General features: G+C 64.4%; 22 protein-coding genes. 10 read left to right on the forward strand and 12 right to left on the reverse strand.

The features are described 5' to 3' along the window. Positions 1 to 279: helix-turn-helix domain-containing protein (locus tag BM374_RS28070; protein ID WP_283807094.1), on the reverse strand; the 279-nt coding region annotated here is incomplete at its 3' end. Positions 280 to 687: 408 nt separating this feature from the next. On the opposite strand from BM374_RS28070, the gene BM374_RS28075 reads away from it, so the two are divergent. After that, positions 688 to 990: an HU family DNA-binding protein gene (locus BM374_RS28075; RefSeq protein WP_008139488.1), complete on the forward strand. Its 303-nt coding sequence runs from the start codon at positions 688 to 690 to the stop codon at positions 988 to 990. Between the two features lie 72 nt (positions 991 to 1,062). On the opposite strand, the gene BM374_RS38785 is transcribed toward BM374_RS28075, so the two are convergent. The 4 genes from BM374_RS38785 to BM374_RS28090 all read right to left on the reverse strand — a co-directional run bounded on the left by BM374_RS38785 (position 1,063) and on the right by BM374_RS28090 (position 4,764). Next, positions 1,063 to 1,218 (reverse strand): hypothetical protein, encoded by a 156-nt coding sequence (locus BM374_RS38785; protein WP_177248575.1) that lies wholly within the window; start codon positions 1,216 to 1,218, stop codon positions 1,063 to 1,065. Between the two features lie 5 nt (positions 1,219 to 1,223). After that, the gene (gene lon, locus BM374_RS28080; protein WP_092299956.1) at positions 1,224 to 3,617 is read right to left on the reverse strand and encodes an endopeptidase La; all 2,394 of its coding nucleotides are present in this window, start codon (positions 3,615 to 3,617) and stop codon (positions 1,224 to 1,226) included. Positions 3,618 to 3,625: 8 nt separating this feature from the next. Further along, positions 3,626 to 4,009: an Hsp20/alpha crystallin family protein gene (locus BM374_RS28085; protein ID WP_092299959.1), complete on the reverse strand. Its 384-nt coding sequence runs from the start codon at positions 4,007 to 4,009 to the stop codon at positions 3,626 to 3,628. A 185-nt stretch (positions 4,010 to 4,194) separates the two neighbouring features. Next, a complete protein-coding gene (locus BM374_RS28090; protein WP_092299962.1) occupies positions 4,195 to 4,764 on the reverse strand; it encodes a YciE/YciF ferroxidase family protein in 570 nt (189 codons plus the stop codon). A 150-nt stretch (positions 4,765 to 4,914) separates the two neighbouring features. On the opposite strand from BM374_RS28090, the gene BM374_RS28095 reads away from it, so the two are divergent. The 3 genes from BM374_RS28095 to BM374_RS28105 all read left to right on the forward strand — a co-directional run bounded on the left by BM374_RS28095 (position 4,915) and on the right by BM374_RS28105 (position 8,166). Next, on the forward strand, positions 4,915 to 5,541 hold the full coding sequence (locus tag BM374_RS28095) for a MarC family protein (protein WP_092299964.1): 627 nt from the start codon (positions 4,915 to 4,917) through the stop codon (positions 5,539 to 5,541). Between the two features lie 171 nt (positions 5,542 to 5,712). Beyond that, on the forward strand, positions 5,713 to 6,366 hold the full coding sequence (locus BM374_RS28100) for an L-fuculose-phosphate aldolase (protein ID WP_177248576.1): 654 nt from the start codon (positions 5,713 to 5,715) through the stop codon (positions 6,364 to 6,366). Positions 6,367 to 6,378: 12 nt separating this feature from the next. Then, positions 6,379 to 8,166 (forward strand): chloride channel protein, encoded by a 1,788-nt coding sequence (locus tag BM374_RS28105; RefSeq protein ID WP_092299967.1) that lies wholly within the window; start codon positions 6,379 to 6,381, stop codon positions 8,164 to 8,166. A gap of 73 nt (positions 8,167 to 8,239) precedes the next feature. Here the strand turns inward: BM374_RS28105 and BM374_RS28110 are convergent, their stop codons facing one another. Then, a complete protein-coding gene (locus BM374_RS28110) occupies positions 8,240 to 8,497 on the reverse strand; it encodes a DUF2798 domain-containing protein (RefSeq protein WP_092299971.1) in 258 nt (85 codons plus the stop codon). Between the two features lie 287 nt (positions 8,498 to 8,784). On the opposite strand from BM374_RS28110, the gene BM374_RS28115 reads away from it, so the two are divergent. From BM374_RS28115 to uraD, 5 genes are all read left to right on the forward strand, one after another. After that, on the forward strand, positions 8,785 to 9,171 hold the full coding sequence (locus tag BM374_RS28115; protein WP_092299974.1) for a hypothetical protein: 387 nt from the start codon (positions 8,785 to 8,787) through the stop codon (positions 9,169 to 9,171). A gap of 816 nt (positions 9,172 to 9,987) precedes the next feature. Next, positions 9,988 to 10,263 carry a hypothetical protein gene (locus BM374_RS28125; RefSeq protein ID WP_177248577.1) on the forward strand — a complete coding sequence of 92 codons (276 nt, stop codon included), beginning with the start codon at positions 9,988 to 9,990 and terminating at the stop codon, positions 10,261 to 10,263. Between the two features lie 89 nt (positions 10,264 to 10,352). Continuing rightward, positions 10,353 to 10,766 carry a DUF3830 family protein gene (locus BM374_RS28130; RefSeq protein ID WP_092299981.1) on the forward strand — a complete coding sequence of 138 codons (414 nt, stop codon included), beginning with the start codon at positions 10,353 to 10,355 and terminating at the stop codon, positions 10,764 to 10,766. After that, a complete protein-coding gene (puuE, locus tag BM374_RS28135) occupies positions 10,767 to 11,702 on the forward strand; it encodes an allantoinase PuuE (RefSeq protein WP_092299984.1) in 936 nt (311 codons plus the stop codon). It begins immediately after the preceding gene. Between the two features lie 7 nt (positions 11,703 to 11,709). Further along, positions 11,710 to 12,597, forward strand: coding sequence for a 2-oxo-4-hydroxy-4-carboxy-5-ureidoimidazoline decarboxylase (gene uraD, locus BM374_RS28140; protein WP_177248578.1), 888 nt, complete (start codon positions 11,710 to 11,712; stop codon positions 12,595 to 12,597). Here the strand turns inward: uraD and BM374_RS28145 are convergent. Both BM374_RS28145 and BM374_RS28150 read right to left on the reverse strand, forming a co-directional pair. Continuing rightward, a complete protein-coding gene (locus tag BM374_RS28145) occupies positions 12,594 to 15,314 on the reverse strand; it encodes a molybdopterin-dependent oxidoreductase (protein WP_092299989.1) in 2,721 nt (906 codons plus the stop codon). The genes uraD and BM374_RS28145 overlap by 4 nt on opposite strands. Further along, a complete protein-coding gene (locus tag BM374_RS28150; protein WP_092299992.1) occupies positions 15,311 to 16,138 on the reverse strand; it encodes an FAD binding domain-containing protein in 828 nt (275 codons plus the stop codon). The genes BM374_RS28145 and BM374_RS28150 overlap by 4 nt, the downstream gene beginning before the upstream one ends. 153 nt (positions 16,139 to 16,291) lie before the next feature. Here BM374_RS28150 and BM374_RS28155 point away from each other — a divergent pair, with 153 nt between their 5' ends. Continuing rightward, complete coding sequence (locus tag BM374_RS28155) at positions 16,292 to 17,641, forward strand: 8-oxoguanine deaminase (RefSeq protein WP_177248579.1); 1,350 nt, start codon at positions 16,292 to 16,294, stop codon at positions 17,639 to 17,641. A 103-nt stretch (positions 17,642 to 17,744) separates the two neighbouring features. Here BM374_RS28155 and BM374_RS28160 read toward each other — a convergent pair whose 3' ends face one another. The 4 genes from BM374_RS28160 to BM374_RS28175 form a co-directional block, all read right to left on the reverse strand. Beyond that, on the reverse strand, positions 17,745 to 18,821 hold the full coding sequence (locus BM374_RS28160) for a BMP family ABC transporter substrate-binding protein (RefSeq protein WP_177248580.1): 1,077 nt from the start codon (positions 18,819 to 18,821) through the stop codon (positions 17,745 to 17,747). A gap of 79 nt (positions 18,822 to 18,900) precedes the next feature. Then, complete coding sequence (locus BM374_RS28165; protein ID WP_092300001.1) at positions 18,901 to 19,818, reverse strand: ABC transporter permease; 918 nt, start codon at positions 19,816 to 19,818, stop codon at positions 18,901 to 18,903. Next, positions 19,805 to 20,896: an ABC transporter permease gene (locus tag BM374_RS28170; protein ID WP_092300004.1), complete on the reverse strand. Its 1,092-nt coding sequence runs from the start codon at positions 20,894 to 20,896 to the stop codon at positions 19,805 to 19,807. The genes BM374_RS28165 and BM374_RS28170 overlap by 14 nt, the downstream gene beginning before the upstream one ends. After that, positions 20,880 to 22,451: an ABC transporter ATP-binding protein gene (locus tag BM374_RS28175; protein ID WP_092300006.1), complete on the reverse strand. Its 1,572-nt coding sequence runs from the start codon at positions 22,449 to 22,451 to the stop codon at positions 20,880 to 20,882. Before BM374_RS28175 ends, BM374_RS28170 begins: the two co-directional genes overlap by 17 nt. Positions 22,452 to 23,019 lie beyond the last annotated feature (568 nt).

Raw genomic sequence — 23,019 nt, forward strand, 5'->3', positions numbered from 1 at the left:
GTCCTTCAGCCCGTGCAGCGTGAGATGTGGCGTCTGCCTGATCCGCTCCACGATGAACGCTCGATGCGGCTCCAGAACCGGCTTACGGTGACCGCCCATCTTGCCCGGCGCCACCGACCCCGTCGCGCGATAGCGCTGCCGCCACTTCACGACGGACGACACAGCAACATCGAACCGGGCCGCCACAGCATGGCAACTCTCGCCGGATTCCACCGCTTTCACGGCTCGTTCACGAAAATCATTCGAAAGAGGTCGGACCATCCGATGCTGGCCTCCGATCCAGCCAGCATCTTGAATCACAAACCGCCGCCCGACGGAATCCCTCCCGATTCAATCAATCGATGAACCGCTCTAGCTCGCCGCGCCCCGTAAAAACAGGGAGACGGCGCCGCACAGCGACGATCCAGCCTTGTTTTTCAGGGTGAATCGCGCTCCTCGTCCGGCAAAGAGGCCGGTCGTCGCTTGTCGAAACTATCGAATCAGCTTTAGCAAGGCTGCTTGCGGGCCTTTGAAACAAGGCAAAAACCGCTGTCCGAGGCGCTTCCAGCTCGGGAAGCCGCTAAAATGCAGGGTTTTTTGCCACAGGGGCCAAAAAAGCCCGTAAAATCGCGACAAAACTGTGCAGAAGGCTATAGGCCTTCGCCGGTTGGTCTAATATGCAACCGGCAACGAATCAGAGGAGACACGATGCCAGCCCAAATGTCCAAATCGCAGTTGATCGAAAAGATTGCGACCGCCACCGAGCTTTCCAAGCGCGACGTCAAGAGCGTCATGGAGACGCTGACCGACGTCGGCCACAAGGAGCTCAAGAAGAACGGCCTGTTCCTGGTGCCGGGCTTCGCCAAGTTCGTGGTCATCAAGAAGCCCGCGACCAAGGCGCGCAAGGGCACCAACCCGTTCACGGGTGAAGAGATGATGTTCAAGGCCAAGCCGGCCCGGAAGATCGTCCGCGCGCGCCCGGTCAAGGCCGCCAAGGACGCCGTGGCCTGATAACGCAAAGGCTCCCTCAGCTAGGAGGGGGCCTTTTGTTTGGGGCAGCCGCGAGGGCCTGAGACGGAGGGCTCAACCCTTGCGGCGCTTCACCCGGACCGGGATCGGCGCAAGCCGCGGCTCCGGCCCTGCGAGCGCATCGCGCACCCGATCGATGGCTCGATCGAGCAGCCGGCGCAGCCGCTGCGCCTTCCGCGATTTCCTCGCGTCTTCCAGCAGTTTCTTCATCGTATTCACTCCGCCGCTTCGACCTTGGCTTCATCAGGCTCGAGCGCCGCGGCGATGGCCTCGTCGACGCGCTCCAGCCAGATGAATTCGAGGTTGTCCCGCGCGCTCTTCGGGATCTCGTCGTAGTCCCGCTTGTTGCGCGCCGGCAGCATCACCCGCTTCAGTCCGGCGGCGGCCGCTGCCACCACCTTCTCCTTGATGCCGCCAACCGGCAGCACCAGGCCGCGCAGCGAGATCTCGCCGGTCATGGCCGTGTCGCTGCGCACCGTGCGATTGGTGAGCAATGACGTCAGCGCCGTGAACATCGCCACGCCCGCGCTCGGTCCGTCCTTCGGGGTCGCACCCGCGGGAACATGAACGTGGATGTCGCTCTTCTCGAACGCTTGCGGATCGATGCCGAGCTGCGAGGCCCTGCTCTTCACCAGTGTCATCGCCGCCTGGACGCTCTCGCGCATGACGTCGCCGAGCTGGCCGGTCAGGATCATTCCGCCCTTGCCGGGCACCCGCGAGGCCTCGATGAACAGGATGTCGCCGCCGACCGGCGTCCAGGCAAGGCCCGTGGCGACGCCTGGAATGCTGGTGCGCTGTGCGATCTCGCCCTCGAAGCGCGGCTGGCCCAGCACGGTGGTGATGTCCTTCGTCGTCACCACGACCTTGGCAGCCGTGCCCTCGGCGACCTGCACCGCGGCATGGCGGAACAGCTTGCCGATCTCGCGTTCCAGATTCCGCACGCCGGCTTCGCGGGTATAACCCTTGACGACCAGCTTCAGCGCCTCCGGCTCGATCTCGGCCTGCTCGGCGGTGAGGCCGTTGGCCTCGAGCTGCCGCCGCACCAGATAGCGCCGTGCGATCTCCAGCTTCTCGTCTTCGGTGTAGCCGGCCAGGCTGATCAGCTCCATGCGGTCCAGCAGCGGACCCGGGATCTGGTCCAGCATGTTGGCGGTCGCGATGAACACCACGCGCGAGAGGTCGAAGGGCACGCCCAGATAATTGTCCCGGAACGTCCCGTTCTGCTCGGGGTCGAGCACCTCCAGCATGGCGGCAGAGGGATCGCCCTGCACGCCACGGCCCATCTTGTCGATCTCGTCCAGCATCATGACGCAGTTGCGGGCACCCGCCTTCTTGATGCCCTGGATGATGTTACCGGGCAGCGCGCCGATATAGGTGCGGCGGTGACCGCGGATCTCGGCCTCGTCATGCACGCCGCCCAGGCTGACGCGCACGAAGGGGCGGCCCATCGCGCGTGCGATGGATTGGCCGAGCGAGGTCTTGCCGACGCCGGGCGGGCCGACGAAGCACAGGATCGGGGCCTTGCCCTGGGGCGCCAGCTTGCGCACGGCCAGATATTCGATGATTCGGCTCTTGATCTTCTCCAGGCCGAAATGGTCGGCGTCGAGGATGGCGCGCGCCTCCTTGATGTCGATCGGTTTCTCCTCGGGCAGCGCCCAAGGCAGCTCGATCAGCCAGTCCAGATAGGTGCGGACCATGCCGGCTTCGCCGGCGGCTTCCGGCATGCGCTCGTAGCGGCGCAGCTCCTTCTTGGCATGCGCGTCCGCTTCCGGCGGCATGTTGGCCTTGGCGATGGCAGCGGTCAGTTCGGCGACCTCGGCGGCCTTGCCGTCGCCTTCGCCCAGCTGGCGCTGGATGGTTGCCATCTGCTCGCGCAGAATCGCCTCGCGCTGCCGCTCGTCGAAGCTGGCGCGGGTCTTCTGGCCGATTTCATTGCTGATGCGGAGCACCTCCAGCCGCTCGGCGAGGTGCTTCGACACCTTCTCGACGCGCAGAGCGAGGTCGATCGTTTCCAGCACCTCCTGCTTGTCCTGCGGCTTGATGTCCATGAACGAGGTCGCCAGATCCGCCAGCGCGCCGGGCGCGGTCGTGCTCTGGAACATCGCGATCAGCTCGGGCGGCGCCTGCGGCAGCAGCTCGATTGCCTCGATGGCCTGGCGTTGCAGGTTCAGGGCACGCGCCTCGATCTCGGGCGAATTCGTGGTGGGCTCGGGGATCTGCTGGATCCGCGCAGCCAGGAATGGCGTCCCCGGCAGGAAGTCGAGGATCCGCGCGCGCTGCACGCCCTGGCAGACGATATGATGGGTGCCGTCGGGCGCGGTGATGTAGCGCACGATGTTGGTGATGGTTGCGACCCGATAGAGATCGTCCGGACCGGGCTCGTCGATCTCGGGGCTACGTTGCAGGACGATGCCGATCGGCCGCTGCTCGCGCAGCGCCTGCTGTGCCGCGGCGACCGACTTCGGCCGCGCGATCGCGATCGGCGCGATGGCGCCGGGAAACAGCACCATCTCCCGCACGGGGATGATGATCAATGCGTCTTCGGGAATCTTCACGTCGGAGCCGTTCTGGGTGTTGGGCTGTGCGGTATTCATCTGTTCGGTGGCCATGATCGACCTCAGGATTTGGCGAGGCGCAGTGCGACGCAGCCGTCCATCACGAAACGGCTGATGGCGTAGCGGCCAAGAGGCAGCGCGATGCGCCGCTCGAAGCGGCCCTGCGGTAGCTCGAGCCGGTGGATCCGGGCGTTGCGAAGCTCCGGCGGCAATGTCCGCTGGCCGGAGATGATAAGCACGCCGTCATGGATCACCGTCTCGACATTGTCCGGATTGACGCCGGGAAGCGCGACCAGGATCAGGAGCTCATGCTCGGTCTCGAGCACGTCGATCGGCGGCTCCCAGCAGGCTTCCTGGCGACCGAACTGCTGGCGCATCCGTTCGCCGCGGGTCAGCTGGTCCAGGGCCTCGGACAGCATCCAGTCGAAGGGATTTTTGGGTTGCATGGCTAAACTCGGGGAAGGCGCTGCGGTTGGAAAACGGGGATATGGGGATGGTTCCCGCAAATTCCAGCATCGCGCGTTTGCAGCATGCCTGGCCCCCGAAGGCGAGTAGCCCCTTGCATTCAGACGCAGCGACGCCGCGGAGATGTTCCGCGGCGTCGAGGCAGCGGTTGGGCGGGACGCCGCAATCAAGCGGCGGCGCGGTACTCCTCTTCCGCTTCGAGGTTGATAACCGAGGTAGCAAGTTCGGTCAGCGTGTGATCGGTCGCCTCTTCCTCTTCGAGGGTTTCCTGAAGCAGCCTTGCCGCGTCCTGCATGCCGAGCTCCTCGGCCCAGGTGCGCAGCGTGCCGTAACGGGAAATCTCGTAGTGCTCGACGGCTTGCGCCGCGGCGAGCAGGCCGGCGTCGAGGGCAGGGGCGTTCTTGAAGTCCTTCATGATCTCGGCGCCCTCGTCGGTGATGCCATTGATCGCCTCGCACGGCTTGCCGCGTGCCGGCTTGCCCAGCATCTTGAAGACCTGATCGAGACGTTTGACCTGGCCCTGCGTCTCGCGCAGATGCTTGTTGAAGGCGGCCGCGAGATCCTTCGAATGCGCGGCCTTGGCCATCTTGGGCAAGGTCTTGATGATCTTGTTCTCCGCGAAATAGATGTCCTTCAGCGTTTCCAGAAACAGGTCGCTCAGCATCTTGGGCGCCTGACGCGGGCGGCGCGATGCTGTCCTTTTCTTCGGGGCGCGTTTCTTTGCTTGCTTGGCCATAAATCCTCCTCATGAGGCGACACGGGAAGGCATGCCCTTCCTCAATCCTCACGCGATCAAGAGCCGGGACGAGCAAATGTTCCTCGCGAACCGCCGCGCGGGCCGCTATGGCTGGCCGCCAGAGCCACACTCGCCTGAGACGCCTGACCCATGCTCGACTTCGCCCTATCCGCCTTTGTCACGCTGTTGCTGGTGGTCGATCCCGTCGGCCTGGCGCCGGCGTTTCTGGCCGCGACCGGGGGCATGCCGGACAAGATCAAACGGGCCGTCGTTCTGCGGGCGCCGTTCATCGCGGCCTCGATCCTGGTCGTGATCGCGCTGGTCGGAAACTGGCTATTGCGACAGCTCGGGATCGGCATCCCCGCCTTCCAGATCGCAGGCGGGCTGCTGTTGTTCGGCGTGTCCTACCAGATGATCTTCGGTGACCGTCCGCATCGCGAGGCGCGGGAGGCCGACAAGGCGACCGCGGAGCATGCCTCCGACGTCGCCGTGTTTCCGCTCGCCATCCCCATGATGGCCGGTCCCGGGGCGATCGCGACCACGCTGTTGCTGGCCGGCGATGCCGGCTACGGGCCCAGGCTCGCCATCATCATCGCGGTGGTCCTCTCCGTCTGCCTGCTTTGCATGCTCTGCTTCGTTTCGGCGCACCTGATCGCGCGGACGCTGGGGCGAACCGGCAATGCCGTGCTCTCGCGCGTGCTCGGCATGCTGCTCGCGGCCTATTCGGTGCAGTTCGTGATCAACGGGATCGCGGCCGTCCGTGCCAACCTGTCCTAAGGCTGTGACGAACTTTTAATTCATTGATTTTACACTCGATTTCGCAATGCAATGGGGGTGCAGGCAAGGTCGTGCCCGAACCGGTCCGCTTTCGCTTGCGCTGCCATATTGCTTTGACGTACTTCCCCTCTGACGAGCGCCCATCGCGAAGAAGGTGGAGACGAGATCGAGATGTCGATGACAGCGGACGAGCTCGCAAAGAGACAGGCCATCATCGACGCCTGCCGTCGGATGAACGCGCTCGGCATCAACCAGGGGACATCAGGCAATATCAGCGTGCGTTTTGGCAATGGGCTGCTGATCACGCCCACCAGCGTGCCCTATGACGCCATGACGCCGGCCCAGATCGTCTTTATGGCGCTGGATGGCTCCCATGCCCCCGACCAGAAACCATCGAGCGAGTGGCGCTTCCATCTGGACATCCTGAAGGCGCGCGCCGACGTCAATGCCGTTGTGCACGCCCATCCGGCCTATTGCACCATGCTGGCGATCATGGGCATGGAAATCCCGCCAGTGCACTACATGATTGCAGCCGCCGGCGGCGACAACATCCGTTGCGCGCCCTATGCCACATTCGGGACGGCGGAACTGTCCGAGCATGCGGTGCGCGCGCTGGAGGGGCGGCTCGCCTGCCTGCTTGACCATCACGGCATGATCGCGGTCGGCAAGACGCTCGACAAGGCGATGTGGCTGGCCGTCGAGGTCGAGACGCTGGCGCGGCAATATCACGGCTGTCTCCAGATCGGCAAACCGCCACTGCTCTCCAGCGCCGAGATCGAACGGGTTCGTCAGCGCATGGCCGGCTACGGCATGTCTGAAGGGTAGGGCTGGCAGACGGTGTTCGCGCGGATCAGATATTTCGTCGACGGCAAGGGGACCAGCCGGACCATGGTGCGGCTGCGCGCGCTGTTGCGCAGCAACGAATTCTACCTGATCCCGCTCGCGCTCGTGATCGGCACGCTGGCCGGCGCGATCGTGACGCTGATGGCCGAGATCGCGCAGATCGCCCATGTCGTGATCTACGGCATTCCCATCGACGTACGTCTCTCGGCCAACACCTATATCAGTCCGTGGGCGGCGATGATCGCGCCCGCGCTGGGCGGCCTCTCGCTTGGCGTCATGGAATGGTGGCGGCGGCGGCTGAAGATCTCGAGCGCCGTCGACCCGATCGAGGCCAACGCGCTGCGCGGCGGCAATCTGTCGATGCGCGACAGCGTGGTGGTGTCGAGCCAGACGCTGATCTCGAATGGCTGCGGGGCCTCGGTCGGTCTCGAGGCCGGCTATACCCAGATCGGCTCCGGCATCGCCTCGCTGCTCGGAAAATTCTTCAATCTTCGCCGCAACGACCTCCGCCTGGTCGTCGGCTGCGGCGCTGCGGCGGCGATTGCGGCGGCCTTCGGCGCGCCGATCACCGGTGCATTCTATGCCTGCGAGCTGATCGTCGGCGTCTATGCGGTCGGCAGTGCCGCGCCGATCCTGGCGGCCTCGCTGGCTGGCGCGCTCACAGCGCAATGGCTCGGCGGCGCGCCTTACTCGCTCGAAATCCCCAAGGTCAGCGCCGTCGGCGTCGAGCAATATCTGGCGCTGATCGGGCTGGCTCTCGTCACCAGCGGCGTCGGTATCGCGGTGATGCGCTCGTCCTCGATGTTCGAGCGGCTGTTCAAATGGCTGCCGGTGTGGCTGCGCCCGGTGATCGGCGGCCTCATCGTCGGCAGCTTCGCCCTCGTCACGCCGCAGGTGCTCGCGGCCGGCCACGGCGCCATGGTGCTCGATCTCTTCCACGACATGACGATCGGCCTGGTCGCGATCATCATCGCGCTGAAGGTGACGGCGTGCTTGATCTCGCTGGCCTCCGGCTTTCGCGGCGGGCTGTTCTTCGCCTCGCTGTTCGTCGGCAGCCTGATCGGAAAGTTCTTCTCGGCGGTGCTGCTCTTGATCAGCCCGAGCTTTGCGATCGATCCGCTGGTGGCGATGTTGACCGGCATGGCGACGCTGGGCGTCGCCATCGTCGGCGGTCCTCTGACCATGTCGTTCCTCGTTCTCGAGATGACCCGCAATGTCGACGTTACCGCCGTGGTGCTGGCCGGCTGCATCGTCACCTCGATCTGCGTCCGCTTCATGTTCGGTCATTCCTTCTCGACCTGGCGCCTGCATCTGCGCGGCGAGACCATCCGCAGCGCCAACGACGTCGGCTGGCTGCGCAACCTCACCGTCGAGCGGCTGATGCGCTCCGACGTCGGCAAGGTGCCGTCGACCACGACCATCGCCGCCACGCGGCGGGAATTCGCGCTGGGATCGCGGCCCGGCATCGTCATTGTCAACAATGCTGACGAATATGTCGGCCTCGTCCTGCTGCCCGATCTATTCTCCAGCGACCTCGACACCATTGCCGACGACATCCAGGTCATCGAGCTTGCGCGCCTGACCGAGATCGTGCTGATCCCGGAAATGAACGTGAAGAGCGCGATGGCGGTGTTCGACGAGGCCGAGGCCGAAATGCTGGCGGTGGTCGATTCCACCGACAGCCGCAAGGTGGTCGGCTTCCTGACCGAGACTTTTGCCCGCCGCCGCTACGTCGAGGAAATCGACAAGGCCACGCGCGGCGTGCTGGGCGCGTTGTCGTAAGCCGAACCCTCCCTCGAGCGATGAATGATCATGGAAGCCGGACGGCGCGCGTCATTGCCGCCGTCCACGCCTTTTATCGGGCTGGTTGGGGAGGGGCCGCAACGAGGCAGGTCACGATCCGGCGGACCAGTGGCAGCACCATCAGCAGCGTCGGAAAGGCAACGAGCCAGGACAGCCCCCAGGCGCCCGGCCAGGTCATAACGAAGGCCGGCGTTGCGCCGAGGCTTCGCAACGTGGAAATGAGCGACACCACGGCGGTCATGAGGACGGACAGCACGAATGGCATCACGATCGGCGCATAGCGCGCCGGCAGTTTGCGAACCGCAATCATCTGGTTTCTTTCGAGGAAAAGACGCGTCAGTCACGGTGAACCCAAGGTGGCATCGATCCCGACGGCGTCGGTTGATGCGTTGGTTCACGTAAACGCTTACGGCGGCCGGAAAGGCGACGCGGTTGTTCATTAACCGCTCAGGTTGAATGGATCAAGCTGGATCTGACGGATCGGCTTACAATCGTTCAAAGCGCGGCAGATTGCCGCGATCAGGCAACCATTTCAGTGCTTTGCGCATTATGCGTTGTTTCCCTATCTCTTCTTTGGCGAGAGCAGAGGACGGTAAGATGAGTGACAGGTCCGTGAATTCGAGAGCTGGCCGCCGCGCTACGCTGGCCGCGTTCACCAGTTTCGCCCTGGTCGTCGCATCCCTGTCTCCGTCGACCGCCGCGTCTCCGACGCCACTCAGGGCAGCGCCCGCCGTGGCGGCGCGGGGCTCTTCCGACGCAACCGATTTCAGCGCCGCGCGTCGTCACCATTATCGGCACTATCGGCGCGGACCGAACGCTGCGGGCCTCGCCTTCATGGGGCTCGCGGCCGGCCTGATTGGCGGCGCGATCGCCGAGAGCCGCCGCCAGGAATATTACGACAACTATTATTATGGCGGCCCGCGCTATTATGGCCCCGGCTACGGCTATTACGGCGGTCCGGGCTACTACTACAATCCGTACTGATGTTTGCCTGACGGGCAACACACCGCGGATGCGTCAATCCCTTCCGACAAAAACATTCCGCTTTACCGAAATTCGGAAACGGCGTATGTGTCGCCCATCCCGGCTCGAGCTTGAGGGGCGATCGTCCATCGTCACGTTCGCGAGCCGGGGATGCGGTGGACGCGGCAGCGTCGGCACGAGAAGGTGCGGGCAGGGCGGGTAGTCCCTGTGAGCCCGTAACCGCGTGGGGACGAACGAGGCTGTTCAGTTCGTTGCGCCAACATTCCTGCAGCGCGTGTGCACACTGCTGCAAGACCCTGTGGCCGGCGAATGCGCGTACGGCAAAACCGTGTGGTCCTGGCCGTCGTTGCTACGGTCAAGCTGTCGCGGAGGTGCAGGGCGCCCGACCGGGTTAACTGCATCGTCAATTCGCGAGGGCGAGGGAGGCCAGAGAGAAAATCGGCTCCCGGGAGAGCACGGCATAAGCCGTCAAACCACTGCGCAGGGAAGGCCGAGTGATTGGCACCACCTGTATGCTGCTGTGCGGTCTTTTTGCGCTACATCTTCGCGCAGCAGACCGCGGGTGCGAGGTCAGCACCCGGCCTTCCCTGCGCCCTCTTGAATCAGAGGGACACGAGATCAAGCATAGCTCGGGCAAAATGCGCCGCGAGGCCGCGAAGGCGTGTCTGCGACACTCGTCGCCAAGGCTGCAGCGCGTCCGGGACACGCGAGGGGCATTATTGCCGGCTAAATATTCGGCAATCGCCTCGCCGGGTCCGATGGACTTGACCCGCGCCATCAGGTTGAATGGGCAACCGGGGTTTAGGTACGACAATGATGTCGAAATATCTGCTGATTCTGCTTTTGATCGCCTCGCCGGCTGCGGCGCAGGTGAAGCCTGGTCCCAAAGCCTCGGCGGCCCGTCTCGACCCCTGCGCTCCCATCGGGCGCACCGCGGACGGCAAGTTGGTCTATTCCATGAAATGCGAGAGCCTGCCGGCGCCACCAGCGGCCCCACCGCAGGCGGAACTGAAGGAGGCCCCCGCGGCGGCGGAGCCGGAGCCGGAGGTCCGGCGGAGCGGCCTGTTCGGCTGGTCTTACGACCGCAGATAAAGGGGCGAGCGCTACTTGCGCGAAGCGCGCTGGAGTGCTCTTTGCTTGCAAGTCTCCGTGGGCCATGGTTCCGGAGCCAGAGAAATGAGATGAGCAAACTCGCTATCCGTGCCGGCGAATTCGGCTTCGACGCCCGATTCGAGGAGCAGGCGGCGCCCAAGACTGTTGCGGCGTTCCGCAGGACGTTGCCGTTCGAGAGCCACATCATCCATGTGCGCTGGAGCGGTGAAGGCGTGTGGATGCCGCTTGGCGATCTCGACTTCGGCGTTGGATATGAGAATCACACCAGCTATCCCGCGCCTGGCCAGATCATCCTTTACCCCGGCGGGATCAGCGAGACCGAGATCCTGCTCGCCTATGGCAGCGTCCACTTTGCCAGCAAGACGGGCCAGCTCGCCGGCAATCACTTCATCACGCTGACCTCGGGTCTTGAGAATCTGGCGACGCTGGGCAAGAGCGTGCTGTGGAAGGGCGCGCTGCCGATCCGCTTTGAGGAAGTCTGAGTGACCGATATCAACTACCCCCGTGATCTCCGCGGTTACGGCCGCAACCCGCCGCACCCACAATGGCCCGGCAATGCGCGTGTCGCAGTGCAGTTCGTCGTCAATTTCGAGGAAGGCGCCGAGAACAACATCCTGCACGGCGACGGCGCCTCGGAAGCATTCCTGTCCGATGTGCTCGGCGCGCAACCTTGGCCGGGCCAGCGCCACGCCAATATCGAATCCATGTTCGAATATGGCTCGCGCGCCGGCTTCTGGCGGCTGTGGCGGGTGTTCAATGAGCGGAAGTTGCCGACCACCGTGTTCGGGGTCGCCAATGCGCTGAAGCGCAATCCGGAAATCGTCGCGGCAATGAAGGAGTCCGGCTGGGACATCGCGAGCCACAGCCTGAAGTGGATCGAGCACAAGGACATGACGGAAACGCAGGAGCGCGCCGAGATTGCCGAGGCGCTCCGTGTCCATACCGCGGCCACCGGCGCGCGGCCGCTCGGCTGGTACACCGGGCGCTCCTCCATCAACACCATCAGGCTGCTGATGGAGGAGGGCGGCTTCCTCTATCTCTGCGACTCCTATGCCGACGATCTTCCCTATTGGGTCAAGGGCGCGAACGGCAAGCAGCTCATCATTCCCTATACGCTTGACGCCAACGACATGCGGTTCATCAACCCGCAGGGCTTTTCCGAAGGCGAGCAGTTCTTCACCTATCTCAAGGATGCCTTCGACGTGCTCTATGCGGAAGGGCAAACGGCACCGAAGATGATGTCGGTGGGACTGCACTGTCGTCTCGCCGGCCGGCCTGGCCGCGCCGCGGGGCTGATCCGCTTCCTCGACTATATCGGCAAGCACGAGCGCGTCTGGGTGCCGACCCGACTCCAGATCGCGCAGCATTGGCACGACAAGCACGCGCATCTCGCCGCCGACGCGTTCGAGATCAGGTAAAGACGTGATGGCGGAAGTCTCGCTCGCCGATCTCAATGCCGCAAGCAAGGCCGATTTCGTCGCGGCGCTCGCCAATGTCGTCGAATATTCACCGTGGATCGCCGAGCAGCTCGCCGGCAAGCGGCCGTTCGCGGGCATCAATCAGCTGCACGCGGCACTGATGGCGGCGATCCAGGCAGCCGAACCCGACGTGCAGCTGGCGCTGATCCGCGCGCATCCCGATCTCGCCAACAAGACCCAGCGCGCGGCGGGCCTGACGGAAGAATCGATCGGCGAGCAGAACAGCGCCGGCCTCGACCGGCTCTCGGACGCGGAATACGCGACGTTCGAGCGCGTGAACAACGCCTATCGCGAAAAGTTCGGCTTTCCCTATATCATCTGCGTGCGGCGTCACACCAGGGACTCGATCCTGCGCGACTTCGAGACGCGCCTGCGCAATATCGCCAAGACCGAGACGCGGCGCGCGATCGAGGAGATCGGCCGCATCTCGGCGCTGCGGCTTGATCAGCTGGTCGTCGCCAACGACAAGCTGAAAGTGCACGGCCGGCTCTCGACCCATGTGCTGGACAATCATGCGGGCAAGCCGGCATCCGGAATCGCGGTGGAGCTGGTCGAGCTCGCTGCCCTCGGCCAGAGCCGCGTCATCGCTCGTACCGTCACCAATGCAGACGGCCGCACCGACCAGCCGCTGATCGGCGGCCGCCCCCTGCCGATCGGGCGCTACGAGCTACGGTTCGGCATCGCCAAATATTACGTCGAGCGTAACGTCCAGCTCGCGGATCCCCCGTTCCTCGACGAGATCCCGCTGCGCTTCGCGATCAGCGAACCGGAGGGGCACTACCACGTGCCGCTGCTGGTGACGCCTTGGAGTTACTCGACCTATCGCGGGAGCTAGCCGCCAAACTTGTCGTGCAGTGCCGGAAACAGCCGGTCGGGCTTGAAAGGCGGCGCCGTGAAGCGGATGCCGGTGGCATCTGCAATCGCGTTGCCGAGCGCGGCGGCAACCGGATTGTACGGGCTCTCGCTCATCGACTTCGCGCCTAACGGTCCGATGGTGTCAGACGTCTCGGCGAAGAACACTTCGGTGCGCGGCACATCCGCGAAGGACGGCAAATGATAGTCGCGGAACTTGGGATTGGTGACGCGACCCTGCGCGTCGATCACCATCTCCTCGTAGAGCGCCGCACCCAGCGCCTGCGCGACGCCGCCCTCGACCTGGCCGCGGCACTGCATGGGATTGGCGACGACACCGGCATCGGCAGCCTGCACGCTCCGGAGAATCCTGACCTCGCCGGTGCCCTTGTTCACGGCGACGCGAAAGCCCTGCACGTTGAAGCCGACCGAGCGGGGCGAGCCCTCGGAATTGCCGTGACCGGCCAGAGGACGACCGCCTTCGCGCGCGAGCCTGGCGAGCTCGACAAAGGACATTCGCCGCACGCCGCTGACGACGAACTCGTCCTCGAGCGTGCAAGTCGCGGCATCGCAGAGCCACGCGCCGGCGGCCGCCGCCTTCAACTCAGTCGCGAGCTGCGTGGCCGCGGCCTGCGTCGCCTTGCCGGCCACGAACAGGCCGGTGCTGCCATAGGCGCCGGTGTCGTGGCCGCCATGGGCAGTGTCGGACTGGCGCAGGCGGATCCTGTCGACGGTGGTCGCAAGGACAGTCGCGGCGATCTGCCGGTGTACCGTGCTGGTGCCGTTGCCGAACTCGGCGGTGCCAACGGTGAGCTCGAAGCCACCGTCGTCATTGAGTGTGGCCGTGGCATCCGCGATGTGGCCGGCGGGCGGCACCGTGTCGATCATGGTCAGTGCGATGCCGTCGCCGGTCAGCCATTCCGGCGACAATTCAGGTGGCTGGTCCGCCTGCATCGCGTGCTCGACGAGATCAATGCACTGGTCGAGCCCGTAGGAGCCGTAGAGCACGTCGTGGTATTCGGATTCGGGCGGCGACAGCATGGGATCGCCTTGCCTGATGATGTTGCGGCGGCGCATATCGTAGGGGCTGATACCAAGCTGTCGCGCCAGCTCGTCGATTGCAGCTTCCACCGCGATGACGGCCTGCGGCAGGCCGTAACCACGAAACGCGCCTGCGGGCACCGTGTTGGTGTAGACGACGAAGCCGTCGACGCGCTTGTTGGGGCAGTTGTAGACGGCGATGGATTCGGACACCGCGTGGAACATCACGGAGGGCCCGTGATTGCCATAGGCACCGGTGTTGGAGAGAACGTCGAGCTGCAGCGCGGTGAGCTTGCCCTCGGCATCGGCACCAGCCCTGATGTGAACGCGCATCGGATGCCGCGTCGAGGTGGCGATGAACTGCTCCTCGCGGGTGAGCTCGAGCTTGACGGGCCGCCCGGTTTTCAGCGCGGCCAGCGCCAGGATATCCTCGACAAACATCTCCTGCTTGCCGCCGAAACCGCCGCCGACCCGCTCACAGAACACACGGACCTTGTCGATGGGAAGTCCAAAGATGCCCGAGAGCGCGCGCCGGGTCAGGAACGGCACCTGCGTCGACGTGCGAACATTGAGCACGCCTGTCGCGTCGAGCCAGGCAAGGCCGCCATGGGTCTCCAGCGCCGCATGTTGCACACGGTGGCTGTGGAAGGTGCCCTCGTAAGTGACGGCGGAAGCGGCGAGGGCGGAGGCGACATCGCCGAACTCGCCATGGATCTCCGCGACGAGATTGCGCTGCGCGTCGGCGACTCGGTTCGCGGTGGTGCGATCAGGATGTACCCGTGGCGCGCCCGGCATCATCGCCTGCTCCGGGTCGATCAGAGCGGGCAAGATCTCGTACTCGATTTTCAGTCGCCGGCAGGCCTCCTCGGCGGCGGCTTCGCTCTCGGCGACCACCGCGGCGACCTTCTGGCCGATGAAGCGGACCACGTCGTCGAGGACACGGGTGTCCTCGGGATCCATCCAGTCCTTCTCATGCCGCGCTGTCGAGAACAGCACCGATGGCGCGTCCTCATGCGTCAGGATCGCGTGGACGCCTGCTACGGCCATCGCCGCCGATCTGTCGATCGCGACGAGCCGGGCATGCGCATGCGGCGAGCGCAGCAGCTTGATGTGCAGAAAGTTGTCGACCTTGGTGTCGAAGGTGTAGCGCGCTTGGCCGCGGACGACGTCGGGCCCGGCCGGCGCCGGCAGGCTGCGGCCGAACGCGCCGCCGGCTTCGACGCTCTCCTCGACGTTGATCTTGCCGTGGATCGCGTCCTCGATCGATCGATAGCCGGTGCAGCGACAGATGTTGCCTTTCAATGCAGCGTCCAGATCGGTGCGCTGGGCCTGGTTCAGCGAGGCGCAGGTCAGGATCATGCCGGCGGTGCAGAAGCCGCACTGGAAGCCTTGGGCGTCGAGGAACGCCTGCTGCATCTGGTGCGCATGCTCGCCGCCGAGACCTTCGATCGTGGTGATGGGCCGTCCTTCCGCACGAAACGCGGGGATCAGGCAACTATGCACGGGCTCGCCGTCGAGCAGTACGGTACAGGCGCCGCAATCGCCGGCGTCGCAGCCCTTCTTCACTCCGAAATGGCCGAGCTCCCGCAAAAACGTGCGCAGGCATTGGCCGGCGCGCGGCGCTTGCGGGAATGTCGTGCCATTGATTTCAAAGCTCATGGCGGCGCTGCCCCCAGGAGCTCAACGCGAATCTCTTCGGCGAGCCGCAGCGTCATGTGCTTGCGCCAGAGCGGCTTGCCATGAATGTCGGTGTGATAGAGATCGTCGGTAATCTCCTCGACCACAGCGGCGCGAAGCGCGTCCGCGTCCGGCAGCTTTGCAAACGATATCTGGATCGGGCGTATGGTGGAGGCGGTGACCGTCAGCTTCAGCGCACCGTTGCCGTCGAGGCTTCCGATCAAAAGTGCCGCGGAGCGGCCGACCGGCGCGAGCGAGATCTGGCGAAACGCGGAGCGGCGCTTCAGTGCGGGAAGCGGTATATCGATCTGCCGCAGCAGGTCGCCCGGCGACAGGCGATTGCGCTGGTTGCCCGTGACGAATTCGGCGACGGGAATCCTCTGCTCACCGCCGCCGGCTTTCCAGATGGTACAGACGCCGTCGAGCGCGGCGGTGAGCGAGATCATCGGGCCCGCCGGCAGGGACATGCAGAGATTGCCGCCCACCGTCGCCGTCTTCCAGATCTTGAAAGAGGCGAGGAAGGCGCGGCAGCACCGGCTGACCAGCGGCGCTGCGAGCCAACCAGGCGGGCAGGCGAGCGCATCGAGTTGCGAGATCGTGCAGGTGGCCGCAATGCTGAGGTGGCTGTCCGTGATAACCAGGGCCGGCCATTTCAGATCGGTAAGATCGATCAGTCGCGTGAGGTGAACTTGCGGCTCCGAGAACAGCCACGTGCCGCCCGCGAGCCAAGCATCACCTGGCGTCCAAACGGGCAGTTCGGAGCGCGTTTGCGGATGGGAGACCGCTGTGATGGTATTCAAGTCCATGGCTGCGATAGCGCCTGCACCGGGTGAATTGACTCGAGGTAAAGTCTTGCAAGACCAGCGCCAAGTGGCAACAACAAGTCGCGATAATTACGCTCTCGGGCTGGTCCTTGCCTTGCAAGCCTGCCGTCAGCGAATGTGGGGAGAAGCAGGCGCATGAGCGACGTAAAGCCGATCTGGATCAAGGATCCTCTCGCCATACTGGCTGACGGTGCGGGGCGCGGGATCGTCGTGAAGGATGGTCGCATCATCGAACTCGTAGCCGCAGGCGGAACGCCTGTGACCACCGACGTTGCGGTGTTCGATGCGAGCGCGCACGTCGTGCTGCCGGGCCTCATCAACACCCATCATCACTTCTACCAGACGCTGACGCGGGCGCTTCCGGCGGCGATGGACCGCGAGCTGTTTCCCTGGCTCCAGGCGCTCTATCCGATCTGGGCGAAGCTGACTCCTGAAGCGCTCGAACTTGGCGTGACCGTGGCGATGTCGGAACTGCTGCTCTCGGGCTGCACCACGACGACGGATCATCACTATGTGTTCCCGGCGGGTCTCGAAGAGTCCGTTGATATCGAGGTGCGGGTTGCAAAGCGCCTCGGCGCGCGCGTGCTACTGACGCGCGGCTCGATGAACCTGTCGCAGCGCGATGGTGGCCTGCCGCCTGACAGCGTCGTGCAAGACGAGGACACCATCCTCGCCGATAGCGCGCGCGTGGTGGCAAAGCATCACCAGCGCGGGGCGGATGCGATGGTGCAGATTGCGCTTGCGCCTTGCTCTCCGTTCTCGGTGACGACGTCGCTGATGCGTGCCACCGCTGATCTCGCTGACAAGCTCGACGTGCGCCTGCACACCCATCTCGCCGAGACTGAGGACGAGAACAAATTCTGCGAGCAGATGTATGGCTGCCGCCCGCTCGATTATCTCGAGCAGTGCGGCTGGCTCAATGCGCGGACCTGGCTCGCTCATGGCATCTTCTTCAACGCCGACGAGATGAAGCGGCTCGGCAAGGCCAAAACGACCATCAGCCATTGCGCGTGCAGCAACCAGCTGCTGGCCTCCGGCTGCTGTCCGGTCTGCGAGATGGAGGAGGCCGGCGTCGGTATCGGTATTGGCGTCGATGGCTCGGCCTCCAACGACGGCTCGAACCTGATGCAGGAGGTGCGGGCCGCGTTCCTGCTGCAGCGAGCGCGCTATGGGGTATCCAAGGTCAGCCACAAGGATGCGCTGCGCTGGGCCACCAAGGGTTCAGCGGCCTGCGTCGGCCGGCCGGAGCTCGGCGAGATCGCGGTCGGCAAAGCCGCCGACCTCGCGCTGTTCAAGCTCGACGAGTTGCGCTTCTCCGGGCATGGCGATGCCCTGGCCGCCCTGGTGTTGTGCGGGGCACATCGGGCCGATCGGGTGATGGTGGCGGGAAACTGGGCTGTGGTCGACGGCACGATCCCGGAGCTGGACGTTCCGGAGCTGATCCGTCGGCACAGCGCCGCGGCGCGGGTGATGCAGGCGGGATAGCAAATGAGAAGGAGGGGGCGACCACAAGTGCCGGGTGCTTCTGGCCACCCCCTCCAAACCTCCTCCGGGAGGAGCAGGTGATTTAGGGAATGCAAGAAGCGTGCTACTTGCCCGGCAGCTTGTCGTCGATGCCCTTGACATAGAAATTCATGCCGAGGATCTGGCCGTCTGCGAGATTGGCGCCGCCTTTGCACTCGATCTCCTTGCCGTCCTGCCCAATGACAGGGCATTTGAATGGGTGCAGCTTGCCTGCGGTGATCGCGGCCTGGGCATCCTCGGCGATCTTCTTCACGTCGTCGGGCATGTTGGTGTACGGCGCCATCGCGAACATGTGGCTGTCGAGCCCGCCCCAGGTGTCCTCAGACTTCCAGGTGCCGTCGAGCTCGGCCTTGACGCGTTCGATGTAGTAGGGGGCCCAGGTATCGAGGATCGACGTCAGCTGGGTCTTGGGCCCGAACTTGATCATCTCGGAGTCCTGGCCGAAGGCGAGCTTGCCGCGTTCGCTGGCGATCTGCATCGCCGCCGGGCTATCCGTGTGCTGCATGATGACGTCGGCGCCCTGGTCGATCAGCGCCTTGGCGGCATCGGCTTCCTTGCCCGGGTCGAACCAGGTGTTGGCCCAGATGATCTTGACCTTGATGTTCGGATTGATGGTCTGCGCCGCGATCATCGTGGCGTTGATGCCGGAGACGACCTCCGGAATCGGGAACGAGCCGATATAGCCGAGCACGCCGGACTTGGACATCTTGGCGGCGATCAGGCCTTGAATGTAGCGGCCCTGGTACCACTTGGACGAATAGGTCGACATGTTCGCGTTGCGCTTGTAGCCGGTGGCGTGCTCGAAATGCACGTTCGGATATTTCTTCGCAACCTTCAGCGTCGGATCCATGTAGCCGAATGACGTCGTGAAGATCAGCTTGTTGCCGGCGCGGACGAGCTGCTCTATGGCGCGCTCGGCGTCGGGGCCTTCGGGGACGTTTTCGAGATACGTGGTCTCGATCTTGTCGCCGAGCTCCTTCACCAGCGCCTGCCGGGCAAGCTCGTGCTGGTAGGTCCAGCCGAGATCACCGATCGGGCCGAGGTAAATGAAGCCGACCTTGAGCTTGTCGGCGGCGGAGGCTGCACTGACGCTCCCGGCAAGCAGAAGGCCGGCAGCGAGCGCAACAAGTGATTTCCTCATCATCAATCTCCAAACATCAGGGGAAAGCCACAACCCGCAACATGCGCGCCCCATCGCGCACGCCGCGGAAATCAAAACTCTAGCGATCAGGCACGAAGACAGTGCCGAGCGCGGCCGGCGCGGTCGAGCCGCCGGTGCGCGCGCGGGACAGCAGAACCAGCACGATAACAGTCGCGAGATAGGGCAATGCCGACATGAACTGCGAGGGAATGCCGACGCCCCAGCCTTGCGCATGCAGTTGCAGGATCGTGACTGCGCCGAACAGGTAAGCGCCCACGACGAGCCGGCCCGGCCGCCAGGACGCGAACACGACCAGCGCCAGCGCGATCCAGCCGCGACCGGCGGTCATGCCGGGAATGAAGAACGGTGTGTAGGCGAGCGGCAAATAAGCGCCGGCAAGGCCGGCGCAGGCGCCGCCGAACATCACGGCGAAGGTGCGGATGCGCAGCACGGGATAGCCGAGCGCGTGCGCGGAGACGTGATTGTCGCCGCAGGCACGCAGGATCAGTCCTGCGCGCGTGCGGTAAAGGAACCACCAGACGCCGATGATGAGTGCAATGGAGAAATAGACGAAAGCATCTTCGCCGAACAGCACGCGGCCGATCAGCGGAATGTCAGTGAGGCCGGGAATGTAAAGCTGCGCGGCCGGCGTGAGCCGCTCGCCGACAAAGCCGGCACCGATCAGACCGGACAGGCCGACGCCGAGAATGGTCAACGCCAGCCCTGTCGCAACCTGGTTGACGGCGAGGCCAAGTGCCATCAACGCGAAGATCAGCGACATCAGCGTTCCCGCGACGATGCCGAACAGCGCACCGATGAAGATTGATCCGGTGAGCCACGCGCCGCCAAAGCCGCAAGCCGCGCCGACGATCATCATGCCCTCGACGCCGAGATTGAGGACGCCGGACCGTTCGGTGACGAGTTCCCCCGTCGCCGCGATCAGGAGCGGCGTCGAAGCGGCGAGCACCGAGAGGACGATGGCTTCAACCAGCTCCACGGGCCACCTGACGGTTGGGGAAGACCAGCTTGAAGCGGTAGAGGATGAGAGAATCGCAGGCGAGTACGAAGAACAGCAGCATGCCCTGAAAGACCTTGGTGACGTCCAGCGGAATCTTCATTGCGATCTGCGCCTGCTCGCCGCCGATAAAGGTCAATGCGAGGAAAAGACCTGCAATTAGTATTCCAATCGGATTCAACCGGCCGAGGAAGGCGACGATGATCGCGGTGAAACCGTAGCCGGGCGAGATGCCGGGCTGGAGATGTCCCACGGGGCCGGCCACTTCGATGATGCCCGCAAGGCCGGCCAGCGCGCCCGATACCGCGAAGGTCAGGATGATCAGTTGGTTGGCGTTGAAGCCGCCGAACCGCGCAGCCCGCGGCGCGGCGCCGACCACGCGGATCTCGAACCCCTTGATGGTGCGCCCGAGCAGGATTGCTGCGGCCGCGACGGCGAGTAGGGCGATGATCGAGCCGAGATGCAGTCGGCCGCCTTCGATCAGCAGCGGCACCGTTGCGACGGAATCGAATTCGGCCGTCGTCGGGAAATTGAAGCCGTTCGGATCGCGCCAGGGGCCGCGGACGAGATAATCCAGCAGGAGGTCGGCGACATAAACCAGCATCAGGCTAATCAGGATTTCACTGGCGCCGAACTTCACCTTGCAGATCGCCGGGATCAGCGCATAGAGCGCGCCAGCAGCGGCTGCGAGCACAAGCATCGCCGGCAGCACCCAGGCGCCGGCGTCGGTGCCTTGCGTCTTCACCGCGATCCAACTTCCGGCGACGGCGCCGAACAGGAATTGCCCTTCGGCGCCGATGTTCCAGGCGTTGGCGAGATAGCAGAGCGCCAGCCCGATCGCGATCATCACCAAGGGTGTCGCCTTCACCGCGATTTCCTGGAGCGAGTAGCCGTCGGTCAGGGGCGCGATGAAATAGGCATGCAGCGCGAGCAGTGGATTCTTGCCGAGGATCGCGAACAGGATGGTCATGGTCGCAATCGTCAGCCCGATCGCGATCAGCGGCGAGACCAGCGCGATCGTGTTGGAGCGCTCCGTGCGCTTCTCAAGCACCAACTGCATGCGCGGCCTCCTTCGGCTCAAGGCTGCTGCCGCCCATGAGAAGACCGAGCTTTTCGCGCGTGGCCTCGCTGGCGGTAAGTGGCGCCGACAGTCGGCCGTGGAACATCACGGCGATGCGGTCGGCGATCTCGGCGAGTTCGTCGAGATCCTGGCTGGTCACCAGCACGGCGGCGCCGGAGGCGGCAAGGTCAAGCAAGGCCTGGCGGATAACGGCGGCAGCACCGGCATCGACGCCCCAGGTCGGCTGGCTTACCACCAGCACCGCAGGGTTGCGCAGGATCTCGCGGCCGACGATAAATTTCTGCAGATTGCCGCCCGAGAGGGATGCTGCCTCCGGATCGCGTTTGGCCTTGCGCACGTCAAAAGTCTCGGTCGCCTTGTCCACGGTCTTCAGCGTGGCCGCCGTGTCGATGAAGCCGTGATTGACCATGCCGCTGGCGGCGTGTCCCGTCAGCAATGCGTTCTCCGACAGCTTCATGCGCGGCGCGGTACCATGGCCGAGCCGCTCTTCGGGCACGAAGGCGGCGCCTAGCTTGCGCCGCTTGGTGATCGAGAGGTGACCGGCGGCGATGCCTTCGATGACGACCGTGCCGGGATCCTTCGACAGCCTCTCGCCCGACAATGCCGCGAACAGCTCATCCTGGCCGTTGCCGGCGACGCCGGCGATGCCGAGGATCTCGCCGCCCTTGAGCTCGAACGAGATGTGCTCGAGCCGTACACCGTGCGCCTCGTCCGGTGCGAGCGTGAGATCGTTGACGACCAGCCGCGGGATCGTGGTGTGCCGGCCGGCGGCCGACTTCACTTCCCTGATCTCGCCGCCGACCATCATGCGCGCGAGCGAGGCGGCGGTCTCGAGCCGGGGATTGCAGGTCTGGACCTTCTGGCCGCCGCGCAGGATCGTGGCGGTATCGCAGAGCCGCTTCACCTCCTCGAGCTTGTGGCTGATATAGAGGATGGCACGGCCTTCGGCCTTGAGTCGCTCCAGCACCACGAAAAGCTGGTCGGCCTCCTGCGGCGTCAGCACCGCGGTCGGCTCGTCCAGGATCAGGAATTTCGGGTCCTGCATCAGCGCACGGACGATCTCGATGCGCTGGCGCTCGCCGACCGACAGTTGCCAGACCTCGCGCCTGGGATCGAGCGGCAAGCCATAGGTCTTCGAGACCAGCTCCAGCCGCGCCGACATGTCCTTGAAGGATTCCTTGCCGTCGAGGCCGAGCGCGACATTCTCGGCGACCGTGAGATTATCGAACAGCGAGAAGTGCTGGAACACCATGCCGATGCCACGGCTGCGTGCCTCGGCAGGGCCGGACAGCACGATTCGTTCGCCCTGCCAGTGGATCTCACCGGCGCTGGGCTGGATCAGGCCATAGATCGCCTTCACCAACGTCGACTTGCCGGCGCCGTTCTCGCCGAGCAGTGCGTGGATCTCGTTCGGCCAGATGTCGATATCGATGGAATCGTTGGCGAGGAAGTCCCCATAGCGTTTGGTGAGCCCGACCGTCCTGAGCAACGGGGATTCGCCGGAATGCAGGCCGTTGGGCGTTGGATCTAACATTCGCTAATGCGCCTGCTTGGGATGAAGTGCCTCAATACTGGGCTAGTTTGAACCGGCGCGTAAGGTGTGAAAATGCGTCATCCCTTGCTCAACGCTTCGGCAGGGCGCCGGTGTCACGAGCCCAGTTTGCTTTGCGGCCCTCCTGTTCGGTCCCAGGACCATTGCCATCGCGTCGTGAGGTCGGAGATTGTTGCAAATTTGTAACGGTTCAAGCCAAATCGGAACCGGCTATGCAGGCTTGACGCGAAGTTGAGCAAAGCCGCGCCGCGGCTCGTATGCATTGGGCTGTGACGATGGCGATCGTCTTCGACTGCTGTGGTCGGGTCGTTGCCTCAACTCAAAAGGCCAGCATAATCAAACGGGAATGTTTGGCAACGGCGTCCGGGGCGTCGCCGAGCTTCGGGAAATGTCGCCGCACAAACCCCCTCAAATCATATTGCGTCATGCCGCGGCTGCCGAAACACGCGGCATGCCTTGAAAAAAGTTGAGGCTTCTCACCTCGGGACTTCGGCGCAAGTGTCGCCTCCAGGGACGTTCATTTCTACGCGTCCAAACTTGGGGGTATTCA

Origin of the sequence: Bradyrhizobium sp. Ghvi (assembly GCF_900115265.1) — a bacterium.
Taxonomy (GTDB): domain Bacteria; phylum Pseudomonadota; class Alphaproteobacteria; order Rhizobiales; family Xanthobacteraceae; genus Bradyrhizobium.